The organism is Mesorhizobium loti (assembly GCA_014189435.1).
GTDB classification, from domain to species: domain Bacteria; phylum Pseudomonadota; class Alphaproteobacteria; order Rhizobiales; family Rhizobiaceae; genus Mesorhizobium; species Mesorhizobium loti_G.
In genome coordinates this window covers 2,387,177-2,410,502 of the sequence record CP050293.1, presented here as the reverse complement: position 1 = coordinate 2,410,502, position 23,326 = coordinate 2,387,177, and the positions used below count along the sequence as shown (strand labels likewise).

The 23,326-nt window shown below is 61.8% G+C and carries 25 protein-coding genes; 6 read left to right on the top strand and 19 right to left on the bottom strand.

Annotation, left to right across the window (positions count from 1 at the left end):
• Positions 1-126: 126 nt before the first annotated feature.
• From rseP to HB777_11555, 6 genes are all read right to left on the bottom strand, one after another.
• Entirely contained in the window at positions 127-1,269 is a 1,143-nt protein-coding gene (gene rseP / locus HB777_11580; protein ID QND64493.1) for an RIP metalloprotease RseP, read from the bottom strand.
• Between the two features lie 104 nt (positions 1,270-1,373).
• Positions 1,374-2,189: a phosphatidate cytidylyltransferase gene (locus tag HB777_11575; GenBank protein ID QND64492.1), complete on the bottom strand. Its 816-nt coding sequence runs from the start codon at positions 2,187-2,189 to the stop codon at positions 1,374-1,376.
• Positions 2,186-2,920, bottom strand: a complete 735-nt coding sequence (locus HB777_11570) for an isoprenyl transferase (protein QND64491.1) — start codon at positions 2,918-2,920, stop codon at positions 2,186-2,188. The genes HB777_11575 and HB777_11570 overlap by 4 nt, the downstream gene beginning before the upstream one ends.
• 34 nt (positions 2,921-2,954) lie before the next feature.
• Positions 2,955-3,509 carry a ribosome recycling factor gene (frr, locus tag HB777_11565; GenBank protein QND64490.1) on the bottom strand — a complete coding sequence of 185 codons (555 nt, stop codon included), beginning with the start codon at positions 3,507-3,509 and terminating at the stop codon, positions 2,955-2,957.
• 30 nt (positions 3,510-3,539) lie between these two features.
• Positions 3,540-4,334 (bottom strand): UMP kinase, encoded by a 795-nt coding sequence (locus tag HB777_11560; GenBank protein QND64489.1) that lies wholly within the window; start codon positions 4,332-4,334, stop codon positions 3,540-3,542.
• Positions 4,335-4,486: 152 nt separating this feature from the next.
• Positions 4,487-5,593, bottom strand: coding sequence for an aldo/keto reductase (locus HB777_11555; GenBank protein ID QND64488.1), 1,107 nt, complete (start codon positions 5,591-5,593; stop codon positions 4,487-4,489).
• Between the two features lie 113 nt (positions 5,594-5,706).
• Here HB777_11555 and HB777_11550 point away from each other — a divergent pair, with 113 nt between their 5' ends.
• On the top strand, positions 5,707-6,633 hold the full coding sequence (locus HB777_11550) for a LysR family transcriptional regulator (protein QND64487.1): 927 nt from the start codon (positions 5,707-5,709) through the stop codon (positions 6,631-6,633).
• A 21-nt stretch (positions 6,634-6,654) separates the two neighbouring features.
• On the opposite strand, the gene HB777_11545 is transcribed toward HB777_11550, so the two are convergent.
• The 6 genes from HB777_11545 to HB777_11520 form a co-directional block, all read right to left on the bottom strand.
• On the bottom strand, positions 6,655-7,575 hold the full coding sequence (locus tag HB777_11545) for an elongation factor Ts (GenBank protein ID QND64486.1): 921 nt from the start codon (positions 7,573-7,575) through the stop codon (positions 6,655-6,657).
• 109 nt (positions 7,576-7,684) lie between these two features.
• Positions 7,685-8,473 carry a 30S ribosomal protein S2 gene (gene rpsB / locus HB777_11540; GenBank protein ID QND64485.1) on the bottom strand — a complete coding sequence of 263 codons (789 nt, stop codon included), beginning with the start codon at positions 8,471-8,473 and terminating at the stop codon, positions 7,685-7,687.
• Positions 8,474-8,649: 176 nt separating this feature from the next.
• Positions 8,650-9,261: a LysE family translocator gene (locus HB777_11535; GenBank protein ID QND64484.1), complete on the bottom strand. Its 612-nt coding sequence runs from the start codon at positions 9,259-9,261 to the stop codon at positions 8,650-8,652.
• Positions 9,258-9,536 carry a DUF4031 domain-containing protein gene (locus HB777_11530; GenBank protein ID QND64483.1) on the bottom strand — a complete coding sequence of 93 codons (279 nt, stop codon included), beginning with the start codon at positions 9,534-9,536 and terminating at the stop codon, positions 9,258-9,260. Before HB777_11530 ends, HB777_11535 begins: the two co-directional genes overlap by 4 nt.
• Positions 9,537-9,579: 43 nt before the next feature.
• Positions 9,580-10,878 carry a hypothetical protein gene (locus HB777_11525; GenBank protein QND64482.1) on the bottom strand — a complete coding sequence of 433 codons (1,299 nt, stop codon included), beginning with the start codon at positions 10,876-10,878 and terminating at the stop codon, positions 9,580-9,582.
• A 115-nt stretch (positions 10,879-10,993) separates the two neighbouring features.
• Positions 10,994-11,821 (bottom strand): cell envelope integrity EipB family protein, encoded by an 828-nt coding sequence (locus tag HB777_11520; protein QND64481.1) that lies wholly within the window; start codon positions 11,819-11,821, stop codon positions 10,994-10,996.
• Between the two features lie 137 nt (positions 11,822-11,958).
• Between HB777_11520 and HB777_11515 the strand changes: the two genes are divergently transcribed.
• From HB777_11515 to HB777_11500, 4 genes are all read left to right on the top strand, one after another.
• Positions 11,959-12,423, top strand: coding sequence for a RidA family protein (locus tag HB777_11515; GenBank protein QND64480.1), 465 nt, complete (start codon positions 11,959-11,961; stop codon positions 12,421-12,423).
• 14 nt (positions 12,424-12,437) lie between these two features.
• Entirely contained in the window at positions 12,438-13,166 is a 729-nt protein-coding gene (locus HB777_11510; protein QND64479.1) for a glycerophosphodiester phosphodiesterase, read from the top strand.
• 56 nt (positions 13,167-13,222) lie between these two features.
• Positions 13,223-14,437, top strand: a complete 1,215-nt coding sequence (locus HB777_11505; protein QND64478.1) for a GNAT family N-acetyltransferase — start codon at positions 13,223-13,225, stop codon at positions 14,435-14,437.
• A 98-nt stretch (positions 14,438-14,535) separates the two neighbouring features.
• Positions 14,536-14,970 (top strand): HIT family protein, encoded by a 435-nt coding sequence (locus tag HB777_11500; GenBank protein QND64477.1) that lies wholly within the window; start codon positions 14,536-14,538, stop codon positions 14,968-14,970.
• Between the two features lie 2 nt (positions 14,971-14,972).
• Here the strand turns inward: HB777_11500 and HB777_11495 are convergent, their stop codons facing one another.
• From HB777_11495 to HB777_11475, 5 genes are all read right to left on the bottom strand, one after another.
• Positions 14,973-15,911 carry a hypothetical protein gene (locus tag HB777_11495; protein ID QND64476.1) on the bottom strand — a complete coding sequence of 313 codons (939 nt, stop codon included), beginning with the start codon at positions 15,909-15,911 and terminating at the stop codon, positions 14,973-14,975.
• 76 nt (positions 15,912-15,987) lie between these two features.
• Positions 15,988-16,614: a chloramphenicol phosphotransferase gene (locus HB777_11490; protein QND64475.1), complete on the bottom strand. Its 627-nt coding sequence runs from the start codon at positions 16,612-16,614 to the stop codon at positions 15,988-15,990.
• Positions 16,615-16,677: 63 nt separating this feature from the next.
• A complete protein-coding gene (clpA, locus tag HB777_11485) occupies positions 16,678-19,146 on the bottom strand; it encodes an ATP-dependent Clp protease ATP-binding subunit ClpA (protein QND64474.1) in 2,469 nt (822 codons plus the stop codon).
• 6 nt (positions 19,147-19,152) lie between these two features.
• Positions 19,153-19,482, bottom strand: a complete 330-nt coding sequence (clpS, locus tag HB777_11480; GenBank protein QND68738.1) for an ATP-dependent Clp protease adapter ClpS — start codon at positions 19,480-19,482, stop codon at positions 19,153-19,155.
• A 278-nt stretch (positions 19,483-19,760) separates the two neighbouring features.
• Positions 19,761-20,090, bottom strand: a complete 330-nt coding sequence (locus HB777_11475; GenBank protein ID QND64473.1) for a phasin family protein — start codon at positions 20,088-20,090, stop codon at positions 19,761-19,763.
• Positions 20,091-20,375: 285 nt separating this feature from the next.
• Here HB777_11475 and HB777_11470 point away from each other — a divergent pair, with 285 nt between their 5' ends.
• Entirely contained in the window at positions 20,376-21,794 is a 1,419-nt protein-coding gene (locus tag HB777_11470) for a D-alanyl-D-alanine carboxypeptidase (GenBank protein QND64472.1), read from the top strand.
• A gap of 46 nt (positions 21,795-21,840) precedes the next feature.
• On the opposite strand, the gene HB777_11465 is transcribed toward HB777_11470, so the two are convergent.
• Complete coding sequence (locus tag HB777_11465; protein ID QND64471.1) at positions 21,841-22,539, bottom strand: DnaJ domain-containing protein; 699 nt, start codon at positions 22,537-22,539, stop codon at positions 21,841-21,843.
• Positions 22,539-23,270, bottom strand: a complete 732-nt coding sequence (locus HB777_11460) for a VWA domain-containing protein (protein QND64470.1) — start codon at positions 23,268-23,270, stop codon at positions 22,539-22,541. The genes HB777_11465 and HB777_11460 overlap by 1 nt, the downstream gene beginning before the upstream one ends.
• Positions 23,271-23,326 lie beyond the last annotated feature (56 nt).

The following is a 23,326-nucleotide window of genomic DNA, read 5'->3' as shown; positions in this document are numbered from 1 at the left end:
CGCAAGGCTTCTGGTTAATTTGTATTTACTTAACCCTGCGGCGTGGCTTTCGCGTCACTCATATCCCCATGCATGGTAAACGGCGTCTCAACATCGTCCATGCGGAAGCCGAATTTCTTCATGATTTCAGCACCCAAACAGATCGTTCCAGAAAACGAACCCCATGAAGCACAGCACCAGAAGCAACCCGGCCCGATAGGCCATTTCCATCATCCGTTCCGACACCGGACGGCGAATGACGGCCTCCACCCCGTAGAACAAGAGATGTCCGCCGTCGAGGGGGGGAATCGGCAAAAGGTTCAGAAAACCGATGCCAACGGACAGCAGTGCGACCAGTTGCACGAGCCATTCGAACCCCAGTTTCGCCGCCTTGCCGGCCATGTCGGCGATCTTCACCGGGCCGCCCAGCTGACATTTGTCTTCACGTCCGACGACAAAGCGCTGCAGGAACTGGCCGGTGCGCTGGATGACGTGTCCAGTTTCCTCGACTGCCGCTGCAACCGCGCCGACCGGCGTGTAGGTTATGAGTCGCGGCTGGCCGAGTTCCTTGTTGTTGACGACACCGATCACGGCGACCTTGACCTTGTTGCCGAGCGCGTCTTCCTGTTCCATCAGCCGCGGCGCCGCGGTCACCGTGACCTCCTTGCCGTCGCGCAGCATGACGAAGGTGATGGTGTCGTCGGCGCGACCCGAGACCAGGCGCTGGACGTCACCAAAGGTTTCGACCTTGTTGCCGTCGACGCTGACGAATCGGTCACCGGGCAGGATGCCGGCCTTCGCCGCCGGGCTGTCGGCGGTCACCTCGGCCACCATCGGCTCCGCGACATAACGGCCATAGGTGGTGAACAGCACGGCAAAGACGACGATCGTGAGCAGGAAATTGAACAGCGGCCCGGCCACTACCGTCGCCGCGCGCTTCCAGATCGGCTGCGTGTGAAAGGCGACCTTGCGCTCCGCCTCGGTCAGCGTTTCCATCTCTGCCGACGTGGGCTGGCTCGATGTGGCGCTCATGTCGCCGACGAATTTGACATAGCCGCCAAGCGGTATCGCGCACAGTTTCCAACGCGTGCCGTGGCTGTCGTTGAAGCCGAAGAGCTCCGGGCCGAAGCCGATCGAGAAGGCCTTGACGCCGATGCCGCACCAGCGCCCGACAAGGTAATGGCCCATTTCATGGACGAACACGACCACGGTCAGCACAAACAGGAACGGCACGAGCGTGCCGAGGACAAAGCCTTCTGTGCTGAAAAGCGCGTGAAGAATCTCGTTCAAGACAAACCCTCAAATTCTTCCACGGCGCAGAATGTGCCGTGACTGTGACACCAATCCGGGCGAATCCAAGGCGCGCCGCGCATAGGACCCTAAAATGGCAACACTCAAACGGGAAACAGACCCTGCGCCGGATGATCGGCGGTCGCCGAAATCCAACCGATGACGTATAGGGCGAAAGCCGCCGCGACAAGCCCGTCGACACGATCCATGACGCCGCCATGGCCCGGGATGAGCGCACCCGAATCCTTGCGGCCGTGACGGCGCTTGACCCAGGATTCAAACAGGTCGCCGGCTTGGGAGACAATCGAAAGCACGAGCGCCACAAGGCCGAGCAATGCCAGATTGCCGACACCGGCAGCGGCGGCGAGGATCAGCCCCGCAACGACGCCGCCGACAGCACCGCCGAGCGCGCCGCTGCGCGTCTTGCCGGGCGAGATGGCCGGCGCCAGCTTCGGGCCCCCAACCGCACGGCCGACGAAATAGGCAAAGATATCGGTGGCCCAGACGACCGCGAACAGGAACAGGATGGCAATCAGGCCTGAACGGTCGCCATCGCGCAGCAAGGCGAGCGACAGGCCCGAGACCGCGGTATAGGCAAGGCCGCTTGCATCCCATTGTCCGGTCTTGCGGACCGAGGCGGCAATCCCCGTTGCGGCAACCATGACCACGACAAGCGGCAGCAGCCAGGAGGCGGCAAGGCCGGCAATCAAGGCGCCAATGAAGACAACCAGCAGCGCTTCCGGCAGGAAACCCAGGCTCACCGCCCCCGTCGGGCGCGACATGCGGGTCCATTCGTAGAAGATCACCGCCACCATCACCGCGCACAGCAGCCGGAACGGCAGGCCACCAAGCCAGGTCAAGCCAAGGGTGATGATCGCAAGCACGACAGCTGAAATGACACGAAGCTGGAGATTGCTCATCCTGCGGCCGGTCGCGAAGCAACGTCCTGGGCCCCAACTCCGCCGAAACGGCGTTCGCGGCTGGCAAATTCGCGCAAGGCCTCGGCAAGGTGCTCGCGGCTGAAGTCGGGCCAGTAGCAAGGCAGGAAGACGAGCTCGCTATAGGCGGCCTGCCACAGAAGGAAGTTCGATAGCCGCAGTTCGCCACTGGTGCGGATGACCAGCTCCGGGTCGGGAATGCCTTGCGTGTCGAGAGCGCCGGCAAAGCTCTCGGCGGTGATCGCCTCGGCGTCGAGTTCGCCACGCGCCACGGCCGACGCGAGCTTTTGCGCCGTGCGAACGATCTCGTCGCGGCCGCCATAGTTGAAGGCGATCACCAGCGTCAGAGATTCATTTGCGGCGGTCAGCGATTCGGCCTCATCGAGCAGGCCCCTGATGTCGGACTGCAGCCCTGCCCTGTCGCCGATGATTCTGACCCGCACGCCGCTCTGGTGCAACTCGGCGAGATCGCGGCGGATGAACATTTTCAGGAGGCCCATCAGGTCGCTGACCTCGGACTTCGGCCGCGACCAGTTCTCCGAGGAGAAGGCGTAGACGGTCAGGTAGGAGATGCCGAGCCCGGGTGCTGCGCGCACCGTCTTGCGCAGCGCCTCGACGCCGGCACGATGGCCCGCAAGACGAGGCATGCCGCGCGCCTTGGCCCAGCGTCCGTTTCCATCCATGATGATCGCGACATGCGCGGGCGTTGCCATGTTCTCGCTTTCGGGTCAGCCGGAGGCCAAGACCCTAAACCTGCATGATTTCAGCTTCCTTATCGGAAAGCAGGTGGTCGATGGTGCTGATCGTCTCGTCGGTAAGTTTCTGGACCTGATCCGAGCGCTTGCGCTGATCGTCCTCGCTGATGTCGCCGTCCTTCTCCGCCTTCTTCAGGAAGTCCATGCCGTCGCGGCGCACATGGCGCGCGGCGACCCGGGCGTTCTCGGCGTAGGTGTGCGAGATCTTGACCAGTTCCTTGCGGCGCTGTTCGTTGAGTTCCGGCAGCGGAATCCTGAGATTGGTGCCGTCGACGATCGGGTTGAAACCCAGATTGGATTCGCGGATCGCGCGGTCGACCGCGCCGACCATCGACTTGTCCCAGACCGATACCGAAATCATGCGCGGCTCCGGCACCGAGACGTTGGCGACCTGGTTGATCGGCATTGTGGTGCCATAGGCCTGCACCTGGATCGCATCGAGCAGATTGCTGGAGGCGCGACCGGTCCGCAGCGAAGCCAGATCATGCTTGAACGCGGCAATCGCCCCATCCATGCGCCGCTTGAGATCGTCGTACTCACCACTCATCTTTATCTCCTCGACCCGTCTAACGCGGGTTCACTGCTTCGGGGCCGTGTTCGAATCTGATTGTCGAAAACCGGCTTCCCCTTCGGGGTTCAGGCCCCCGATCAATCGTCCGCGACGACCGTGCAGCGGCCGCCGCCCCCTTAGAATATCGCCGAAACCACCTTTTTCGTGGATCGAATAGACGATTATCGGAATGTTGTTTTCGCGCGCAAGTGCAATTGCTGCCGTATCCATGATGGAAAGGCCGCGTTTTATGACTTCACCATGGCTGATGCGCTCGAAACGTGTCGCATTCGGGTCCTTCTTCGGATCCGCCGAGTAGACGCCGTCGACCTGAGTGCCCTTGAACAGCGCATCGGCGCCGATTTCAGCCGCGCGAAGCGCGGCGGCCGAATCAGTGGTGAAGAACGGATTGCCGGTGCCGCCGGCAAAGATCACCACCTTGCCCTGGTTCATGTAGGCGGTCGCCTGGCGCTGCGAAAAGCTCTCGCAAAGTTCGGGCATGGCGATCGCCGAAAGCACCACCGCGTCGACACCGATCTTGTTCAATGACGTGCGCAGCGCCAGCGAATTGATGACCGTGGCAAGCATGCCCATGTGGTCGCCGGTGACACGGTCGCCGCCTTTGGAGGCAACGGCCACGCCGCGAAAGATGTTGCCGCCGCCGATGACGACGCCAACCTCGATGCCCAGTGCGCGCGCCTCGGCAATATCGCTGGCGATGCGATCGACCACCGAAACGTCGATGCCGAAATGCTGTTCGCCCATCAACGCTTCGCCCGACGCTTTCAACAAGACACGTCGGTAGAGGGGCTTCACCGTCATCTGGGCCTCTTCATTTTGCATGTGGCGCGTTCCGGGTGGCTACCACCCTCGCGCAGGCGCCGCTCCGAAACAATGGCGCGATGCCGTGTTCCGATACACGAAGGGCGCCGCGATGTCACGCGGCGGCCGACCCGGAATTCTCTCGCCTTTTGTCAACTCACGCCGGCGAATGCACCTTCCATGAGCAGGTCCGGGAAGTAGCCCGCCGGCTTGTCGCCGACCGCCTGGCCGCCGGTGAGGCCGCCCTGGATTTCCGGGCCGAAGAACGAGTATGGGAACGGCGTGACCGGTTGGCTGACAGCGTCGAGCCTTGCCAGAAGTTCCCTGGGAATCTCGAAATCGAGCGCGTCGAGATTGTCCTTGAGCTGGTCGAGCTTCGTTGCTCCGATGATCACCGAAGCGACACCGGGCCGTGTCGCGGCCCAGTTCAAGGCGATCTGGGCCATGCCGCGGCCAAGCTCGTCGGCAATCTTTTCCAGTTCGGCAACGATTGCCCAGTTGCGGTCGGTGAACTTCTGGAAACCGGGATTGGTCGAACCGCGCATCGTCTCCAGTCGCCCGCCCGCCTTGTCGATTGTATCTGAACGATATTTGCCGCTCAGCAGACCGCTTGCCAGCGGGCTCCAGACCATGATGCCGGCGCCATAGCGCGTGCCGAACGGCACGAATTCATGCTCGATGTTGCGCTCGGCCAGCGAATATTCGAGCTGCAGCGCCGAAACCGGCTCATAGCCGCGGTGTTCGGCGACGGACTGAGCCCGGCTTGCGTACCAGGCGGGGACGTCGGAGAGGCCGACATGGCGGATCTTTCCGGCGCGCACCAGATCATCCAGCGTCCGCATCACCTCTTCCGGTGATGTCAGCCTGTCCCAGGCATGCAGGATATAGAGGTCGATATAATCGGTGCCGAGCCGTTTCAGCGAGCTTTCGACGGCGCGGATGATGTTCTTGCGGCCGTTGCCGCCGGCATTCGGATTGCCCTGCTCCAGATTCATGCTGAACTTGGTGCTGATCACCGCTCTGTCGCGCAGGCCGCGTTCGGCGATGAACTCGCCAAGCCAGGTCTCGGAGGTGCCGCCGGTATAGGCGTCGGCCGTGTCGAAGAAATTGCCGCCAGCCTCGACATAGGCATCGACCAGCGCGCGCGCCGTCTCCTTGTCGGCGCCCCAGCCCCATTCGGTGCCGAAGGTCATGGTGCCAAGTGCAAGCCGGGTGACACGCAGCCCGCTGCTTCCAAGGGTGTAATAGGACATGGTCATGGAACGTCTCCTTGCTGCTTCGCCAAACGGCGTCGATGCAGCGATAGATGCTCCAGCTCACTTCGTTTGATAATGTTGCATTATCCGCACAGACTATGCGATATCATGCATGAATGGATCGCGATCTGCTCAGCCACCTTCCCGTCATTGTCGCCGTGGCCCGGCGCGGCGGCTTTGCGCTTGCCGCCGCCGAACTCGGCATGAGCCCTTCGGCGGTCAGCCATGCAGTCAGGCTGGTGGAAGAGCGCATCGGCCATCCGCTTTTTGCGCGCACGACACGCAGCGTATCGCTGACCGAGGCCGGCCAGGCGCTTGTCGCAACGGTGGAGCCCGCGCTGCAGGATATCGCGGAGCGGATGGAGCGCATCCGCGGCATCAAGGGTCGCCCGGCTGGACTGCTCAGAATCAACGTTTCGCATATCGCCGTGCCGATGGCGGTGACGCCGGTGGTGACAGCCATGGCGGAGCGCTATCCGGATGTGACGGTGGAAATCTTTGCCAATGAAGGGTTGGTCGATATCGTCGGCGAAGGCTTTGACGCCGGCATCAGGCTCGGCGAAATGATCGCGCAGGATATGATCGCGATCCGGATGACGCCGCCCTTCCAGGTGGTCATCGTCGCTTCGCCAGCCTATGTCGGCCGGCGCGGTCGCCCGCACAGCCTGGCCGATCTCGCTGCCCACAATTGCATCGGCTACCGGCTGGTCCGATCCGGCGCGATCTATCGTTGGGATTTGACGGAGAACGGCAAGGACGTGGCCGTGGAAACGCGCGGCACCGCCGTCGTTACCGATTCCCTTGCAGCGATCGACCTGGCGCTGTCTGGGATGGGACTGGCCTATGTGTTCGAGCCACTGGTGCGCGCCGACCTGGCCGCCGGCCGGCTTGTCCAGGTGCTGCCGCAGTCTGCAATCGAGGAACCAGGCCTGTTTCTCTACTTTCCGCGCCGGGCGGCGATGGCGCCGAAGCTGCGCGCCTTTGTCGACACCGCACAAGAAATCGGCCGGACGCTCTTGCGAGCGCCCGGCCGAGTTGCCTGAGCCGAAAAGCTGCTTGGCAGCTTACTTCTTGACCGCGGCCGCGACTTCCGCGGCGAAATCGGTCTCTTCCTTCTCGATGCCCTCGCCCAGCGCAAAGCGCAGGTAGGCGGTGATCTTGGCGGGCGCGCCGATGTCCTTCTCGGCATCCTTCAGCGCCTTCTCGACGGTGATGTCGGGATTGAGCACGAAGGCCTGCTTCAGGAGCACGACTTCCTCGTAGAACTTGCGCAGACGGCCTTCGACCATCTTCTCGATGATGGCTTCCGGCTTGCCGGACTGGCGCGCCTGATCGGAGAAGATCGCCTTCTCGCGCTCGACCGCTGCCGGATCGATCTGCTCTGCGGTCAGCGCCATCGGATTGGTGGCCGCGACATGCATGGCGACCTGACGAGCAAAGGCATTGGCCGCATGCTCGTTGCCCGTGGTCTCGATCGCCACCAGCACGCCGAGCTTGCCGAGACCATCGGCAACCGCATTGTGGACGTAGGTAGCGACCGCACCGTGCGGAACGGTCAGCTTGGCCGAACGGCGGAAGCCCAGGTTCTCACCGATGGTGCCAACGGCGTCCTTGATGGTGTCGGTGACCGACTTGTCCGAACCCGGATACTTTGCGGCGGCCACAGCCTCGGTCGTGCCATAGGCCAGAGCGACCTTGGCAACATTGGCGACGATTTCCTGAAACGCGGCATTGCGGGCAACGAAGTCGGTCTCGGAGTTGACCTCGACGACGGCAGCCTCGCGCACGCCATTGTCGACGCCAATCAGACCTTCAGCCGCGGTACGTCCAGCCTTCTTGTCGGCCTTGGAAATACCCTTCTTGCGCAGCCAGTCGACAGCCTCTTCCATGTTGCCGTTGGTCTCGGTCAACGCGGCTTTGCAATCCATCATGCCCGCGCCGGTCAAGTCGCGGAGTTCTTTGACCTGTGCAGCCGAAATGCTCATTGTCGCCTCTTTGGTTTAAATGCACCGACGCACCATCGATGTTCGATGGTGCGTCTGTTTAGCGTGCCAAAATATGAGAAAGATGAAGGCCGCAACCGGCCTTCGATTATCAAGCTTCGGGGGCTTCCGACGCCGGGGCCGGAGCCGGTTCGAGCGCCGGCTCGATCGGAGCTTCGACCGAAGCGCCGATGTCGACGCCGAGCGCGCCCTGCTGGCGAGCGATGCCGTCGATCGCAGCCTTGGCGATCAGGTCGCAATAGAGCTGGATGGCGCGGGCCGCGTCGTCATTGCCGGGGATCGGGAAGTCGATCTTGTCCGGATCGCAGTTCGGATCGATGATGGCGACGACCGGGATGCCGAGACGCTTGGCCTCGAGGATGGCGATCGCTTCCTTGTTGGTGTCGATGACGAACATCAGGTCGGGCGTCGAGCCCATGTCTTTGATGCCGCCCAGCGCCTTGTCAAGCTTCTCGCGCTCGCGGTCGAGGTTGAGACGCTCCTTCTTGGTCAGGCCCTGGGCCTCGCCGGCCAGCATCTCGTCGAGCTTGCGCAGGCGCTGGATCGAGTTGGAGATCGTCTTCCAGTTGGTCAGCATGCCGCCGAGCCAACGCGAGTTGACATAGTACTGGGCCGAACGCTGTGCCGCATCGGCGACGATGTCGGACGCCTGGCGCTTGGTGCCGACGAACAGCACGCGGCCGCCCTTGGCGACGGTGTCGGAAACCTGCTTCAGCGCCTGGTGCAGCAAAGGCACCGTCTGCGACAGGTCGATGATGTGGATGTTGTTGCGGGCGCCATAAATGTAAGGCGCCATCTTCGGGTTCCAGCGATGGGTCTGGTGGCCGAAGTGAATGCCAGCTTCCAAAAGCTGGCGCATGCTGAAATCAGGCAGTGCCATTCAAAGTTCCTTTCCGGTTAGCCTCCACGGACACAGGCATTTTTGGACTTTGTCCTCGAACGCCACCGGAGGTTTCAGCCGGATTTCTCCCGGGCAGACACCAAAGTCCGTGTGTGGAATGAGCGCGCATATAGAGGGGATGCGCGACAAACGCAAGCCGTGTGGCGCTTCACCGCTCAGCGTGCGGCAATCAGCGCTCCGGTGCCGATCATGGCGCTGCCGGCGAATCGGTTCATCAGCCGCATGCGCCTCGGTGTCCGGAACCAGCCCGAAGCCCGGCCCGCGAGAGCGGCATAGAGACCCATGGTGAGGATGTTGACGCTGATCACGACAGCAACCACCAGCAGGCCATCGGCGAGGGTCATGGTGTCGAGGTTCAGGATCAGCGGCATGATCGATGCATGGAAAAGGATCGCCTTCGGATTGCCAAGCGCGATGGACGCGCCGAGGAAGAACGACCGCGACAATCTTGCCTGCGCCGCCTGCGGCTCATTCGATTGCGTAGCGGCAGCGCGCCACATCCTGATGCCGAGGAAGACCAGATAGGCAGCGCCCGCGTATTTCAGCAGCAGAAAAATCCATTCGAAGGTCTGGGCCAGCGCCACCAGTCCGAGCAATGCCAGTGTGACCAGCACGGCATCGCCGGCGGCAACACCGACTCCGGCCATGAACGCGCGAAGGAACCCGCGCGACACGCCGTTGGTGATGACGGCGAACATTGCTGGTCCAGGCGTCGCAGCGGCAAGTGTAATCGCCGCGCAATAAGCCAGAAATGCCGTCAGCGTCATGAACGGACCTTTCCCTTGGGCACCCTCACCCGCCGGAAGATCGCAACGATCTCCTCGCGGCTGCATTCGATGGCGCCGAGCCGCACCGCGCGGTCGCGCTCGAAGCCGGTTATGTCATAATGCGGCGCCGATGTCTTGGGCGGCCCCTGATAGGATGAGCGCTTGACGCCAAGCTGAGCGGCAAAGCGATGCAACTCGTCGGTGTCGTCAGCCATCAAATGGCACCAGCGATGACCAACCCATTTCCAGATTGCCGCGTCGACATAGACCGCCATGAGGCTTGCCGCATTCCTTCATCTTGTGCCGATCGGCACTCGTCTAGCGATGATAGAAGGGATTCGGATAGAAAATGAAGCCGCGGCCGGCCTCGATCTCAGCCACCGTGCTGGTGATGGCTTCCTGCATGCGACGGTGCAGCTCGGCAACCGCGTCCTCGATCGAGCCGGCATATTCATGCAGGCCCAGCGCCTCCGGCACCCGGATATAGGCGCAACGCGGCCCGGCCGGCTGCGGAATGAACCGGTTCATCGTGTCGCGCAGTCCGCCCCGGCAATAGTCGTTGCGGATACGCTTCAGATGTTCGGCGATCTCCTCCTGGGTGATGCGCGGGTTGACCGAGGCCCAGGGCCCAACGCGTTGCAGCCTCTGGACCGCATCAGTGAGCGTGCGGACCTGCTTTTGCCCTTCCGCATCGCCGGTGTTTTCGCGCTGCCAGCGACGCGCCCGCCGCAGAAGCTCGGCGGTGTCGGCGCCTGCAGCGTCGGCTGAAATGCTCTCGCCGAGCCGGCGGGCAAGTTCGCTGACCAACGCCCTCTGGCGCTCGGCATAGGTCAAGCCTGCGTCAGACGGCATGCCCCATGCGGCTTCGTCGCGGCTCAGCAGCGCCGAATAGATATGGTGGATGCGCTGCGGCAGCGTGTCGGTCGCCTGGCGTTCTATTTTGAGGTTTTTCTCGACATAGGCGCATTCCTTCGCCAGCGCCGCTTCGACATTCCTGGTGAAGGCAAGCTTCCAGACGACCGGCGCGATCCAGACCTTGAAATCGGGATCCGTGGCCCGACCGCGCTTGAGGGCCTCGAGCCCCATCTCGACGGCACCCGGCAGCAACGGCGCAACGATGTTGGCATGCCAGCCGACGCCGCCTTCGGGATGCAGCAGCACGCCATGGCCTTTCAACGCCCAGGCGACGGAGTGTTCCTTGGCTGCCCCGCTGTTGCCGGGGATCTGGGCGATCAGATTGTTGGCCAGCCAGAATTTCTGCATCAGCCGGCCGAGACCGTTGACGACACCGTTCGTCGCCCAGGAGGCCGTGAGCGGGCTGACCTGCGACACGATCTCCTTGTCGATCATCCAGTCGGTGAAGAACTCGGGATGGTTGGGCGTGATGAAGGTCGCCTTCCCTGCCCCGCAACTGGCCTTCAGCCGCTCGAGGTCGGCGTCGGGAAAGTCGATGTGACGGACATTGGCGACGCCGCGCAGACCGGCCAGGCGGTTGAACGGCAACAGGTCGCGAAATCCGGGGATGCCGTGCAGCATGACGATCCGGTTGACGGATGTCATCGCCCTGATCAGTGCCGGGTTGGGCCGCGGCGCCACGAAGACATCGATCTTGCTCAAGCTGCTCCCCCTTGCGCCTGGACGCTGGGAGAGAGGTTGAGAGACGATTGCGGCGCGTTCAAGTCGTTCCCCACGACCACGCCGTGCGTGGTTAATCGACCGGCCGGATGAAGCCCTATTTGGTCGGGCAGGCTTTCGTCTGGTCGAACAGCGTCAGGTTGACCAGCTTGCCGGTCATCGAGAAATCGCCATAGTCCATGACGAGGTCGCGGGTGATGCCGTTCTCATGCAGCTTGAAGCTGATCCGGTATTCCGGCACCTCTTCGCCAGTCTTGTCGGTGTCGTCGAAATAGGCGATATCGACCGGCCAGTATTTGTCGGCGGCGAGCTTCGCCAGTGCCGGAGCCTCCGGGTCGGCCTTGTCGGCATCGGTTTTCTTGCCGACGACGACGGTGGTGGTCATCACCTTGTTGGCGTCTTCGGAACCGTCGAACAGGCTGGTTTCGTAGAAATTCTCGCCCTTTTCGGCCTTGCCGATCAGTTCAACCAGATGCTGGGTCGGGAACTGGGTCGCGGCCAGCTCCAGGCTGTTCTTTTCGGGCTTGTCGATATCGACCTTCAGGCCCTTGGTCTCTTTCGTGGCGATGCCCTTGACCTCCTTGTCGAGGTTCTGGTCGGAGAAGGACTTCGTCACGAACGAGAAGGTCTTACCTTCGGCGTCCTCGAAGGTGGTTGTCTGCTGGTCGGTCAGCTTGGTGTTGTCGGCAGTGGCTATCTGGGTGACGAAGCGGAATTTCACCGTATAGCCTTCGCAGGCCGAGCCGTTGAACTCATAGACCATGCGGCCGGATATGCCTGTGATGCCGGACTGATCGGAAGCCTTTTTGAGGGTAAGGTCGTAGACGGCGCGGTGGGCTTGCAGCGCCGGCACCGCAAAGGCTGGGCCTATCGAGAAGACCCCCGACAACAGAACGGCATGGAATGCAAGGCGCGTAGCGCGCATGAGGTACTCCGATCGTCGCGGCTGATGGCAAGCCGCAGGGAAAGATGGTCCAGCTTAAAAAAGTCATGGCGGAAGCGAGGCAAAAATAGCAATTTCGGCCCGGCCCGCGCGGCGTCACCAAGCAATAGGGAAATACCATGAGTGAAACAATCGAAAAGCGGCTAAGCGATCTGGGCGTGGCGCTTCCTGTCGCCGCCGCGCCCGCCGCCAACTACGTTCCCTATTGCCGGACCGGCAATTTGCTGTTCACCGCCGGCCAGCTGCCGCTCAAGGACGGCAAGCTGCAGGCGAGCGGGCTGCTAGGCCGCGATGTCGATACGGCAGGCGGCAAGGACGCGGCAAAGTACTGCGCGATCAACATCCTGGCGCAGGCCAAGGCAGCGCTCGGCGACCTCGAAAAAATCCGCCGCCTGGTGAAGATCACCGTTTTCGTCGCCTCGACACCTGAGTTTGTCGAGCAGCATCTGGTTGCCAACGGCGCCTCCGATTTCCTGGTCGCGGCACTTGGCGAGCGCGGCAAACATGCCCGTTCCGCCGTCGGCACCGCCTGCCTGCCGCTTAATGCCGCAGTCGAAATCGAAGCCATCTTCGAAGTCGAATGAGCCAGGGGACAGATATGACCGACCTATCCTGGCTGACCGCCCGGCCCGTCGCCCATCGCGGCTTCCACGACATGAACAAGACGCGCTGGGAAAACACGCTTTCAGCCTTCGCAGCGGCGGCCGAGCGCGGCTATGCCATCGAATGCGACGTGCACCTGTCGTCGGACGGCGTTCCCATGATCATTCATGATGACGATTTGCAAAGGCTGACCGGCCAGGACGGTTTCGTCTGGCAACGCACCGCGGCGGAACTTACGACGCTCAAGGTCGGCGGCACATCGGACCACCTCCCGACGCTGCAGGAAACGCTCGACCTGGTCAACGGCCGCGTACCGATGGTCGTCGAGCTGAAAGGGATTCCCGGTCGTGACGAAGGCCTGGTGGCCAGCGTCGGCAAGATGCTCAAGCGCTACAAGGGCAAAGCCGCGATCATGTCGTTCGACCATTGGCTGATCCGCGATTTCCCGAAACATGCACCAGGCATTCCGGGCGGACTGACCGCCTACGGCAAGGACGTCAAGCTGATCGAGGCGCATTTCGCCATGCTGGCGCACGAGATCGCCTTCACCTCCTATGCCGCCGGCGACCTGCCGAACCGGTTCGTCAGCTTCGTGCGCGAAAAGCTGAAGATGCCTGTCATTACCTGGACCGTGCATGACCAGCCCGCGGTCGACCTAACCTTTAGATATGCCGACCAGATGACGTTCGAGGGCTTTGAACCCGATCTGGTCAAAGTCGCCTGAAGTCGAGTGTCTGAAACGTGACTTGTACCAAGCCGGACGGAGCTTAAATAAGCCTCATGGATCAAGGCGACGAGGGCGATGGCCAGACAGCAAATGCGGACTATTCGATCCGCATCGCCGCCGGCATCGGCGCTTTCACCTGCGATGAATGGAACAGCTTTGCCGGAACCACGCGCGGCGATGCAGAAACCAATTACAATCCTTTGGTTTCCTTCGCTTTTCTGAGCGCGCTTGAGGATTCCGGATGCGCCGTGCGGCGCACCGGTTGGCAGGGCCATCACCTCAGGCTGGAGGATGGGCAAGGCAGATTGCTGGGCGCGGTGCCCTGTTATCTCAAATCGCACAGCCAGGGCGAATATGTGTTCGACCATGGCTGGTCGGATGCGTTCGAGCGCGCCGGTGGCCGCTACTATCCAAAACTGCAAAGTGCTGTGCCGTTCTCTCCGGTCACCGGCCCTCGCCTGCTGGTTAGCAAGGGCGAGGACAGCGCCACGGTGAAGGCCGGTCTGGCGGCAGGTCTGAAAGCGGTGACGCAAAAACTCGGTGTCTCCTCCGCGCATGTCACCTTCGCGCAGGAGGGCGACGTGGAGGTGCTGGAGGCGGCAGGTTTCCTGCACCGCACCGACCAGCAATTCCATTTCTTCAACGAAGGCTTTTCAACCTATGAGGACTTCCTCGCCACCCTTGCCTCGCGCAAGCGCAAGGCGATGAAGAAGGAGAGGCGCGAAGCGCTTGCCGATGGCATTTCGATCGACCGGCTGACCGGCAAGGACCTTACCGAGAAGGCCTGGGACGATTTCTTCGCCTTCTACATGGACACCGGCAGCCGCAAATGGGGCCGTCCCTATCTCAACCGCCAATTCTTCTCGTTGATCGGCGAACGCATGGCAGACGACATCCTGCTGGTGATGGCCAAACGCAATGGGCGCTATATTGCCGGCGCCATCAATTTCATCGGCTCCGATGCACTCTATGGCCGCAACTGGGGCTGCATCGAGGACCACCCCTTCCTGCATTTCGAGGTCTGCTACCACCAGGCGATCGACTTCGCCATCGAGCGCAAGCTGAAGGTGGTCGAGGCAGGCGCCCAGGGCGAGCATAAGCTGGCGCGCGGCTACCGGCCGGTGACCATGCATTCCGCGCACTACATTGCGCACCCCGGCCTGCGCAACGCCGTCGCCGACTATCTCAGGCGCGAGCGGCAAGAGGTGGAGCGGATGAGCGAATATCTGGAAGAGCACACCCCGTTCCGCAAGGATCTGGAGGAGTAGCAACAGGGCTGCCCTGATGAGCGGGGCGACTTCGCCCCATCATCTTGCCGACTTTCCATGCCTTCGCTACACGAAAGGCACAATCCGGAGCGTTCGCCATGGCCGAGGCCGCCTATGACACCGACAACATCTTCGCAAAGATCCTGCGCGGCGAAATTCCCTCGCACCGCGTTTACGAGGACGAAGCGGTCATAGCCTTCATGGATGTGATGCCGCAAGGCCCCGGGCATACGCTCGTGGTCCCGAGAGCGCCATCGCGCAACCTGCTTGACGCCGATCCGTCGATTTTCGGCCCGCTCTTCACCGTCGTTCAGAAAGTGGCACAGGCGGTGAAGAAGGCCTTCGCTGCCGACGGCGTCACAATCATGCAGTTCAATGAGCCGGCCTCGGGGCAGACCGTCTATCATCTGCATGTGCATGTCATTCCGCGCTTCGATGGCATTCCCCTGAAACCGCACATGGGCGGAATGGAGAAGCCCGAAGTCTTGGCGGAAAATGCCGGCAAGATACGGTCGGCGCTCTTGATGGATTGACGTCAGGTCTCGATCGCCGGCACGGCGTATCCAGGACGAGTCAGGCGGCGATCTTGTGCTTCGAACACCAGCAGTCCGAGCCACCAGGATATCGCCGTGATTACAGTTCCGCCGAGCACATCCATGAGATTGTGCCCCCCATGGATGAGGATTGCCGGTAGCAAGGCGGTGTTGACGATGATCAGCGCGAGACGCGCAAGCCGGTACGGCCAGATCGCGATCAAAGACATCAGCGCCATTACCGTGTGAAATGAAGGGAACCCCACAAGCCCTGTCACCCGCAACTCTGAAATGTCTGAGACCCCCTCAACCAGCAGCCGGTTCAATTCCGAACCGTAAGCTGAATTCACCACCGGTCGGACGATGCGATCGATTTCAGGCGCTAGGGTCCAATAGGCGGAAGCCCCGCTGGATGGAAACAGCGCCCAGCAAAAGATGGTCGCCAGAGATCCGAATACTGTCGCCAGGGCCGCCGCGTGCAGCCGCCGCCGGTCGTTGGCCATGCCTAAAAAGAGAAAGGCAAACAGGATCTGGGCCAGCGTCAAGGCATAGACCTGTCTGAGGATGTCCGAGAGGCGTGGATAGTGGGAAATCCATGCACAAGCATCAGGCCAGGAATAGCCGAACCAGGCATCCATTCGCACGAGCGTAGCGTCGATCGGCGCAAAAGGCCGCGGCAAGAGCAGAAGGTTGAAAAGCGCGGCCGGCACTGAATAGAAGACAAACAAGGCCAGAACGTGCGTGGAGAGGGCGATCCGCTCAGCCTTGCGGACACGGCGATAGAATTGGCCAATACCAATCATCACAACCGCAAAGCCGACGGAAAAGCCGTAACCATCAAGCGCGACGGTAACGTTCTTGTCCCAGGCAAGGAACACGCAAACGGCAACCAGCGCCAACGCGATAGTCAGGATCGTCCGTTCAGCGGGAAGTAAGACCATTGTCGAAAAATGGCCGGACGGCGTTAATTTGGAGTGAAAAAGCGCGAGCTGGCTGACTGAGTCAGGAGGACCGGTGCTACAACAAGGGCGGGTTCGAAAGCCTTTGAAGCGCTGTCAGCTCCTCTGTCCCGGAAGAAAGCCGCCGCCGGATCGCATCCGCGCATTGCTCTGGGCTCAGAAGCGAGGTGTCGACTTCCAAATCATACACGCCTGGCCGGTGCACCTCTTCCTGCCACAGACGCACGGGCAATGGCACAGGATCGTCGGGCGAGCCGGTCACATATCCCTTGTCCGCCGCGCTGGCCGCACGCCTCTCCATGATGATTTCGATCGGGCAGCGAACGCCGACCAGCAGCACCGGTAGGCCGGCGAGACGGCGGGCGCAATCGACGAGGCCGTCGAGGGGTTTCGAATAGGCGTCGTGATGGCCGACATCCGCGACGGCATTCAACCCCAGTCGGCTATGAGCTGCTATCGATTCGTAGAGCGCGGCGTATAATCCGGGCACGACGCTTTCAAGGTCCGGGCGCTCGCCGCCTGGCCGCAATCCTATCCCAGGCCGATAACGTGCCGGCGTAGCATGCTCGTAAACGTCGACGCCGAGATTGATCCAGACGCCATCGAAGCTCTCCTGAATGGCCTTGGCGATGCTTGATTTTCCCGATCGCGGCGCACCGTTCAGGACGATGATCTGGCCGGCCATGCGTCACCTCGTGTTCCAATGAAAAAAGCCCCGTTTCCGGGGCTTTTTCGATTTTCGTATGGCTCAGTTCTTTCGGGGCAGTTGCGGCACGAGGCTGCGCTTGCCGCCGTCCTTGCCCTTGGCTTCGGGCTTCGGCGCCACCAGCTTCTTGGCCGCCGGCTTCTTCGCCACGGCCTTTATGGGCTTCGGCGCTTCTTCCGGCTCTTCCTTCTTCGGCTTCACCGGCGCCTCGTCGGCGAGCGATTCGAGCTTCAGGCCGGTCTCGCCGGTTTCCTTCTTCTCGACGGTGACACGCACCGTGCCGCCCTTCTTGAGCTTGCCGAACAGCACCTCGTCAGCCAACGGCTTCTTGATGTGCTCCTGGATGACCCGGCCGAGCGGCCGCGCCCCCATGCGCTCGTCATAGCCCTTGTCGGCGAGCCAGGCGATCGCATCCGCCGACAGGTCGAAGGTGACGCCACGCTCGGAAAGCTGGGCCTCGAGCTGCATGACGAACTTCTGCACCACCTGGTGGATGACCGGCACCGGCAATGAGCCGAACGGGATGATCGCATCGAGACGGTTGCGGAACTCCGGCGTGAACAGCCGGTTGATCGCCTCGACATCGTCGCCTTCGCGCTTGGTCGAACCGAAGCCGATCGCCGCGCGTTGCGCATCCGACGCGCCCGCATTGGTGGTCATGATCAGGATCACATTGCGGAAATCGATCTGCTTGCCGTTGTGGTCGGTCAGCTTGCCGTGGTCCATCACCTGCAACAGGATGTTGAACAGGTCCGGATGCGCCTTCTCGACTTCGTCCAGCAACAGCACGCAATGCGGATGCTGGTCGACGCCGTCGGTCAAAAGACCGCCCTGGTCGAAGCCTACATAACCGGGAGGAGCACCGATCAGCCGCGACACGGTGTGGCGTTCCATATATTCCGACATGTCGAAGCGGATCAGCTCGACGCCGAGCGAGGCGGCCAACTGCTTGGCCACTTCGGTCTTGCCGACGCCGGTCGGGCCGGAGAACAGGTAGGAGCCAATCGGCTTCTCCGGTTCGCGCAGTCCGGCACGTGCCAGCTTGATCGCCGAGGTCAGCGCACTGATTGCCGTGTCCTGGCCATATACGACGCGCTTCAGCTCGATATCGAGGCCCTGCAGCACCTTCTCGTCGTCGGCCGAAACCGTCTTCGGCGGGATGCGGGCCATGGTGGCGATCGTCGCTTCGATCTCCTTGATGCCGATGGTCTTCTTGCGCTTGGCTTCCGGCACCAGCATCTGCGAGGCGCCGGTCTCGTCGATCACGTCGATCGCCTTGTCCGGCAGCTTGCGGTCGTTGATGTAGCGTGCCGACAGCTCCACCGAGGCCTTGATCGCCTCGTTGGTGAACTTCACCTTGTGGAACTCCTCATAATAGGGCTTCAGGCCCTTCATGATCTCGATGGCGTCCTCGATGGTCGGCTCGTTGACGTCGATCTTCTGGAAACGCCGCACCAAGGCACGGTCCTTCTCGAAGAACTGGCGGAATTCCTTGTAGGTGGTCGAGCCGATGCAGCGGATCGCACCCGACGACAAGGCCGGCTTCAACAGGTTCGACGCGTCCATGGCGCCGCCCGATGTGGCCCCTGCCCCGATCACCGTGTGGATCTCGTCGATGAACAGCACGGCACCAGGATAGTCCTCGAGTTCCTTGACGACCTGCTTCAGCCGCTCCTCGAAATCGCCGCGATAGCGCGTGCCGGCAAGCAGCGTGCCCATGTCGAGCGCGAAGATGGTGGCATTGTGCAGCACTTCGGGAACGTCGCCCTCGACGATGCGCTTGGCCAGGCCCTCGGCGATCGCCGTCTTGCCGACGCCCGGGTCGCCGACATAGAGCGGGTTGTTCTTGGAGCGGCGGCACAGCACCTGGATGGTGCGGTTGATCTCGGACTCGCGGCCGATCAGCGGATCGATCTTGCCGGCCTTGGCCTTGTTGTTGAGGTTGACGCAATAAGCCGTCAGCGCATCCTGCTGCTGCTTCTTCTTGCCGCCTTCCTCTTGCGGCTCGGCGCCGTTCTGGCCGCCCTGCTCGTCATCGGCGCCGCGCGGCGAGCGCGTCTCCGACGCGCCTGGACGCTTGGCAATGCCGTGCGAGATGTAGTTGACCGCGTCGTAGCGGGTCATCTGCTGTTCCTGCAGGAAATAGGCGGCATGGCTCTCGCGCTCGGCGAAGATGGCGACGAGCACGTTGGCACCCGACACCTCCTCTCGGCCAGACGACTGCACATGGATCACCGCGCGCTGGATGACACGCTGGAACCCGGCCGTCGGCTTGGAGTCCTCGTCATAACCGGTGACCAGATTGTCGAGCTCGGTGTCGATATAGGTGAGCACCGTGTGCTTGAGCTCATCGAGATCGACATTGCAGGCGCGCATGACGGCGGCCGCCTCGGTGTCGTCGATGAGCGCGAGCAGCAGATGTTCAAGGGTTGCGTATTCATGGTGCCGCTCATTGGCGAGCGTCAGCGCCTGGTGAAGCGCCTTTTCCAGGCCTTGGGAGAAAGCCGGCATGTTACCTCACTTCTTCTCCATCACGCATTGCAGCGGATGCTGATTCTGTCGGGCGAAATCCATGACCTGGGACACTTTGGTCTCGGCCACCTCGAATGTATAGACCCCGCACTCGCCCACTCCATGATTGTGAACATGAAGCATGATGCGTGTGGCGGCTTCGCGGTCCTTCTGGAAAAAACGCTCCAGCACGTGAACCACGAACTCCATGGGCGTGTAGTCGTCGTTGAGGATGAGGACCCGATAAAGGCTGGGCTTCTTGGTTTTGGTTTTGGTGCGCGTGATGACGGCCGTCCCACGGCCGGCTTCATTGCCGTTGCCGTCGCCGTTTTGCATCCGCACCACGTGTCTCGTGGCAGTCAAACCGATCGTCACGTATTCCTGCCTCTTTCGAATCCCCATGCGAGTTCGACATGTAGGTGTTCGATGGACGATTTTAAGCCCTTCTGTTTAGCTGACAATATGGCTAGGTGACCAAACTTGGACGATTTTCGCAATCGTGAAGGGGCGCGGGGCCCTGGAGCGGAAATCGACATGAAAAAACCCGGCCGCGTTTCCGCAGCCGGGCTTGTTCCGGACACAAAGGGCCGGATCTCAGTGTCGTCAGGCGAAAATTACTTCGCCTTGGCAACGATCGATTCGAACGGCTTGTAGGCTTCCTTGGCGAGTTCGGCGTAGAGGTCGCCAATCTTGGTGGCCTCGGCGACGAACGCCTCGTAGGACTGCTTGGCGTAATCCGACTGGATCTCGATCGCCTTTTCCAGCGACTTGGCCGAAAACAGCTTCTCCACGGTGGCGCTGCCGGCTTCAAAACTCTTCTTGGTGTATTCGCCAGCCTCGGTCGCGATCGCCTGCGCGCCCTTGGAGAGCGACGCAAAGCTCTTCAATCCGGTGTCGGCGAACTCTTTGCCGTATTTGCTGAAGTCCTCATAGGTCTGGGTCATTTCGCGATTCCCTTGACGGTTGAGGCGTCCTTCTTCGGGGCGCCCTTGTGCAATGCAAGATAATATATTGTGCGCCGCACAAAAGTCAATATTTCACTGGCGTGCGAAGCCGCCTGCGCAGCCAATGGCTAAAAATCGAATAAAGAGAGCTTCAAGCCCGAAGAAAATGGTGAACGCGGCGGTTACCATAAACGGATTGGTAACGCTGCCCCGGTAGCTTGGCCGGAAGCGAGGCAGGACCCTTTGCCGCCTCCAGCGCAACGAAGAAATTCAAGGGAAGTATCAGTGCGTAAGGCGTTGTTGGGCATCGTTTCCAAATCCACCTCCCCTCTCAAAACGATCATGATCTTCGCCATGGCGATGACGTTCGTTTGTGGCGACGTTGCCTCGTCGCTGGCGGCGAGGCAGGCAGCCATTGTCGTCGACGCCAAGACTGGCAAGGTGCTCTACTCCGCGGATGCCAACGGCCGGCGCTATCCGGCTTCGCTGACCAAGATGATGACGCTTTATTTGACCTTCGAAGCGCTGGCGAAGGGCAAGATCAGCAGGAACTCGCCAGTCGTGTTTTCGGCCCATGCATCCGCCGAGGCGCCGACGAAACTCGGGGTGAAGCCGGGCGGTTCGGTCACGGTCGAGACCGCGATCCTGTCGATCGTTACCAAGTCGGCGAACGACTCGGCCACCGCGCTCGGCGAAATGCTCGGCGGCAATGAACCTACTTTTGCCCGCATGATGACCGCCAAGGCGCGGGCGCTGGGCATGAACGGCACCGTCTTCCGCAATGCCAACGGCCTGCCCGACCCTGGCCAGTTCACCACCGCACGTGACATGGCGACGCTCGGCATCGCTCTGCGCGAGCATTTTCCGCAATATTACGGCTATTTCTCGCAGCGCTCCTTTCTCTATGGCCGTCAGCGCATCAACGGACATAATCGCCTGCTCGGACGCATCAAGGGTGTCGACGGCATCAAGACGGGCTACACCCGCGCCTCCGGCTTCAACCTCGTCTCGTCGGTTTCCGACGGCAATCGCCGCATCGTCGGCGTGGTCATGGGCGGCACCTCCGGCGGCAGCCGCGACAACCAGATGGCCAACTTGATCAACACCTATATGCCGAGGGCATCGACCCGCGGCGGCGGCGATCTGGTCGCCAAGGCCAGTGGCAACAATCCAATCACCGCCCTTGCCAAGGTGCTCCTGCCCAAGCACGACGCACCGACGCCGGACGACAAGCCGATGGTCGAAGACGATGCCGTGGCCTCCAACGACGATCCGACGTCCGCGGACGCCGCGACCGACGAGCAGACAACGGCCGCGGTCGAGGAGACAGCGCCCGTCGTCAAGACCAGGAAAGTCAAGACCGTCATCGTGTCGGCGCCCCAGGTTGCAACGGCGCAGGTTGTGGCGGCTTACGCCGAACCCGCTCCGGCCGTCGACCCGGTGAATACCGCGTCGGTGCCGTCGGGCTGGGCGGTACAGGTCGCTTCTTCGCCCAAGCAGTCCGAGGCGCAAGCCTTCCTCGACAAGGCGGCCAAGCAGGCGCCGAAGATCCTGGCGGATGCTTCGGGTTTCACCGTCGCTTTCGACAAGGATGGTGAGACCTACTACCGCGCCCGCTTCGGCTTTGGCTCGAAGACCGCCGCCTGGAATGCCTGCAATGCTTTGAAGAAGAAGAAAATCGCCTGCTACGCCGTCCAGCAGTAGGGCAGCGTCGAAAGTATCTCCCGGAAAAATTCTGCGTCGAAGGAGACTAGTTGTGATTGGAGAGCAAGACGTCCTTGGCTTCATTAATCCGCGCCGCCAGGAAAGACGTGCCGCCGATATCGGGGTGCAGGCGTTGCATCAGGCGGCGGTGCGCCTTGCGGACATCCGCCGCGGCGGCCCCCGCTTCAAGACCAAGGACCTTGTAGGCCTCCTCCTTAGTCATGGCGCCCGGACCTGGCGCAACACCCAGCCTTTCGCCACCGTTCGTCTCAGTGTTTTTGCGCCAGACGGGAAATCTGCCGTCAAGATACGTCTCTAGCAACTGCCGGCTCTCCGGATCGGCGGAGAGTTCCCGATGGAGATGCTGCAACTCCGCCAGCCCCATCGCGCCAAGCATCTTGCCTTCGTGGCGGCCAGCCAGGACCAGTCCTTCGAGGCCGCCCGTATCGTGATCGAGTTCCATTTCCAATGCCGCGGTGCGCACCGTCGAGCGCTTGCCCGGCGCCAGCCCGGCCGGCTGGCGTGTCATGCGCATGGAACCATACCAGGCAAGTGCCGCGGTGAGGATCATGCCGCCGATGCCTTCACGGCCGACCACAAGCACGGCAACGCCGACAAGTGCCAGAAGAGCCGGCCCAAGCGTTCGCATCGTGCTCGCCAGTTTCGCTGGGTCGGCGCGCAGAAAGATCGTCACCACGCCGAGAAGCACCAGAAGCAACGCTACAAAAGCGATGATTGCGCCCATTATTTTCCGCCGCCCCGCAGATGCTCGATCATCAACCGGTCTTCCGGCCTGCCCCTGGCTTCGAGCGCCTTCAACCCGCCGGTCGCAAACACGGCAACGGCCGAAAGCAGTCCTGCCAGGGTCGCGGCAGCCCGTCGATCAAATCGGAACCAAGCCCCATTGGACAGCCGCGCAACCTCCTTGAACGCTTTTTCTGCGCTGGAATCATGGCCTTCCTGAAAGACGAAGACAGGAACGCCATGCAGGCCGAGGCTGCCGGCCTTTTCGGCCAGATCGTCGATATCCTCTTCCATCGCATCGCCGATATAGACCAGCGCATTGACCTTGGCGGCCGCCGTCTGTTTCAGCGCATGCGCCAGCACCTTGCCGATCTGGGTGTGACCGCTGCGGCATTCGATCCGCGTCATCAGCTGCTTCAAGGCATTGGTGTCGCTCACGAAAGCGGAGGAACGGCACTCGCCGAGACCGCGAAAATAAACCAGTTGCACGCTGAGGGTTCCGGCCTTGCCGACGGCGTCGAACATCTGGCCCTGCAGCGTGCAGGCCAGATCCCAGGTCGGCTGGCGGCTCATCGTCGCGTCGAGGGCAAGGATCAGCCTGCCCGAACCGGTCGCCGACGCGGCAAGCGTCCTCGCCTGACGAATGAAGGCGTCGATCTCGCCGGCGTTGGATTGAGGCTTGATCGGTGCAGGATTGACCCTCGCGGGCACGGGCTGCTTCTTGTCACTCATAAAAACAAGATGTGGCGTTGTTACATCGCTTGCAAGTCCCACATCGGGTGGCACAA

Bases quoted from the DNA above. Each gene is read 5' to 3' on its own strand.
- HB777_11520 (QND64481.1), bottom strand. From the start codon at position 11,821: ATGCGCGCTACGCGCCTTGCATTCCATGCCGTTCTGTTGTCGGGGGTC.
- HB777_11545 (QND64486.1), bottom strand. From the start codon at position 7,575: ATGAGCATTTCGGCTGCACAGGTCAAAGAACTCCGCGACTTGACCGGC.
- HB777_11475 (QND64473.1), bottom strand. From the start codon at position 20,090: ATGACCCAGACCTATGAGGACTTCAGCAAATACGGCAAAGAGTTCGCC.
- clpA (QND64474.1), bottom strand. From the start codon at position 19,146: ATGCCGGCTTTCTCCCAAGGCCTGGAAAAGGCGCTTCACCAGGCGCTG.
- rpsB (QND64485.1), bottom strand. From the start codon at position 8,473: ATGGCACTGCCTGATTTCAGCATGCGCCAGCTTTTGGAAGCTGGCATT.
- HB777_11515 (QND64480.1), top strand. From the start codon at position 11,959: ATGAGTGAAACAATCGAAAAGCGGCTAAGCGATCTGGGCGTGGCGCTT.
- HB777_11460 (QND64470.1), bottom strand. From the start codon at position 23,270: ATGAGTGACAAGAAGCAGCCCGTGCCCGCGAGGGTCAATCCTGCACCG.
- HB777_11575 (QND64492.1), bottom strand. From the start codon at position 2,189: ATGAGCAATCTCCAGCTTCGTGTCATTTCAGCTGTCGTGCTTGCGATC.
- HB777_11550 (QND64487.1), top strand. From the start codon at position 5,707: ATGGATCGCGATCTGCTCAGCCACCTTCCCGTCATTGTCGCCGTGGCC.
- HB777_11465 (QND64471.1), bottom strand. From the start codon at position 22,539: ATGGGCGCAATCATCGCTTTTGTAGCGTTGCTTCTGGTGCTTCTCGGC.
- HB777_11490 (QND64475.1), bottom strand. From the start codon at position 16,614: ATGGCCGGCCAGATCATCGTCCTGAACGGTGCGCCGCGATCGGGAAAA.
- HB777_11530 (QND64483.1), bottom strand. From the start codon at position 9,536: ATGGCGGTCTATGTCGACGCGGCAATCTGGAAATGGGTTGGTCATCGC.
- HB777_11555 (QND64488.1), bottom strand. From the start codon at position 5,593: ATGACCATGTCCTATTACACCCTTGGAAGCAGCGGGCTGCGTGTCACC.
- HB777_11500 (QND64477.1), top strand. From the start codon at position 14,536: ATGGCCGAGGCCGCCTATGACACCGACAACATCTTCGCAAAGATCCTG.
- HB777_11510 (QND64479.1), top strand. From the start codon at position 12,438: ATGACCGACCTATCCTGGCTGACCGCCCGGCCCGTCGCCCATCGCGGC.
- HB777_11495 (QND64476.1), bottom strand. From the start codon at position 15,911: ATGGTCTTACTTCCCGCTGAACGGACGATCCTGACTATCGCGTTGGCG.
- HB777_11560 (QND64489.1), bottom strand. From the start codon at position 4,334: ATGACGGTGAAGCCCCTCTACCGACGTGTCTTGTTGAAAGCGTCGGGC.
- HB777_11570 (QND64491.1), bottom strand. From the start codon at position 2,920: ATGGCAACGCCCGCGCATGTCGCGATCATCATGGATGGAAACGGACGC.
- HB777_11505 (QND64478.1), top strand. From the start codon at position 13,223: ATGGATCAAGGCGACGAGGGCGATGGCCAGACAGCAAATGCGGACTAT.
- frr (QND64490.1), bottom strand. From the start codon at position 3,509: ATGAGTGGTGAGTACGACGATCTCAAGCGGCGCATGGATGGGGCGATT.
- HB777_11535 (QND64484.1), bottom strand. From the start codon at position 9,261: ATGACGCTGACGGCATTTCTGGCTTATTGCGCGGCGATTACACTTGCC.
- clpS (QND68738.1), bottom strand. From the start codon at position 19,482: ATGCAAAACGGCGACGGCAACGGCAATGAAGCCGGCCGTGGGACGGCC.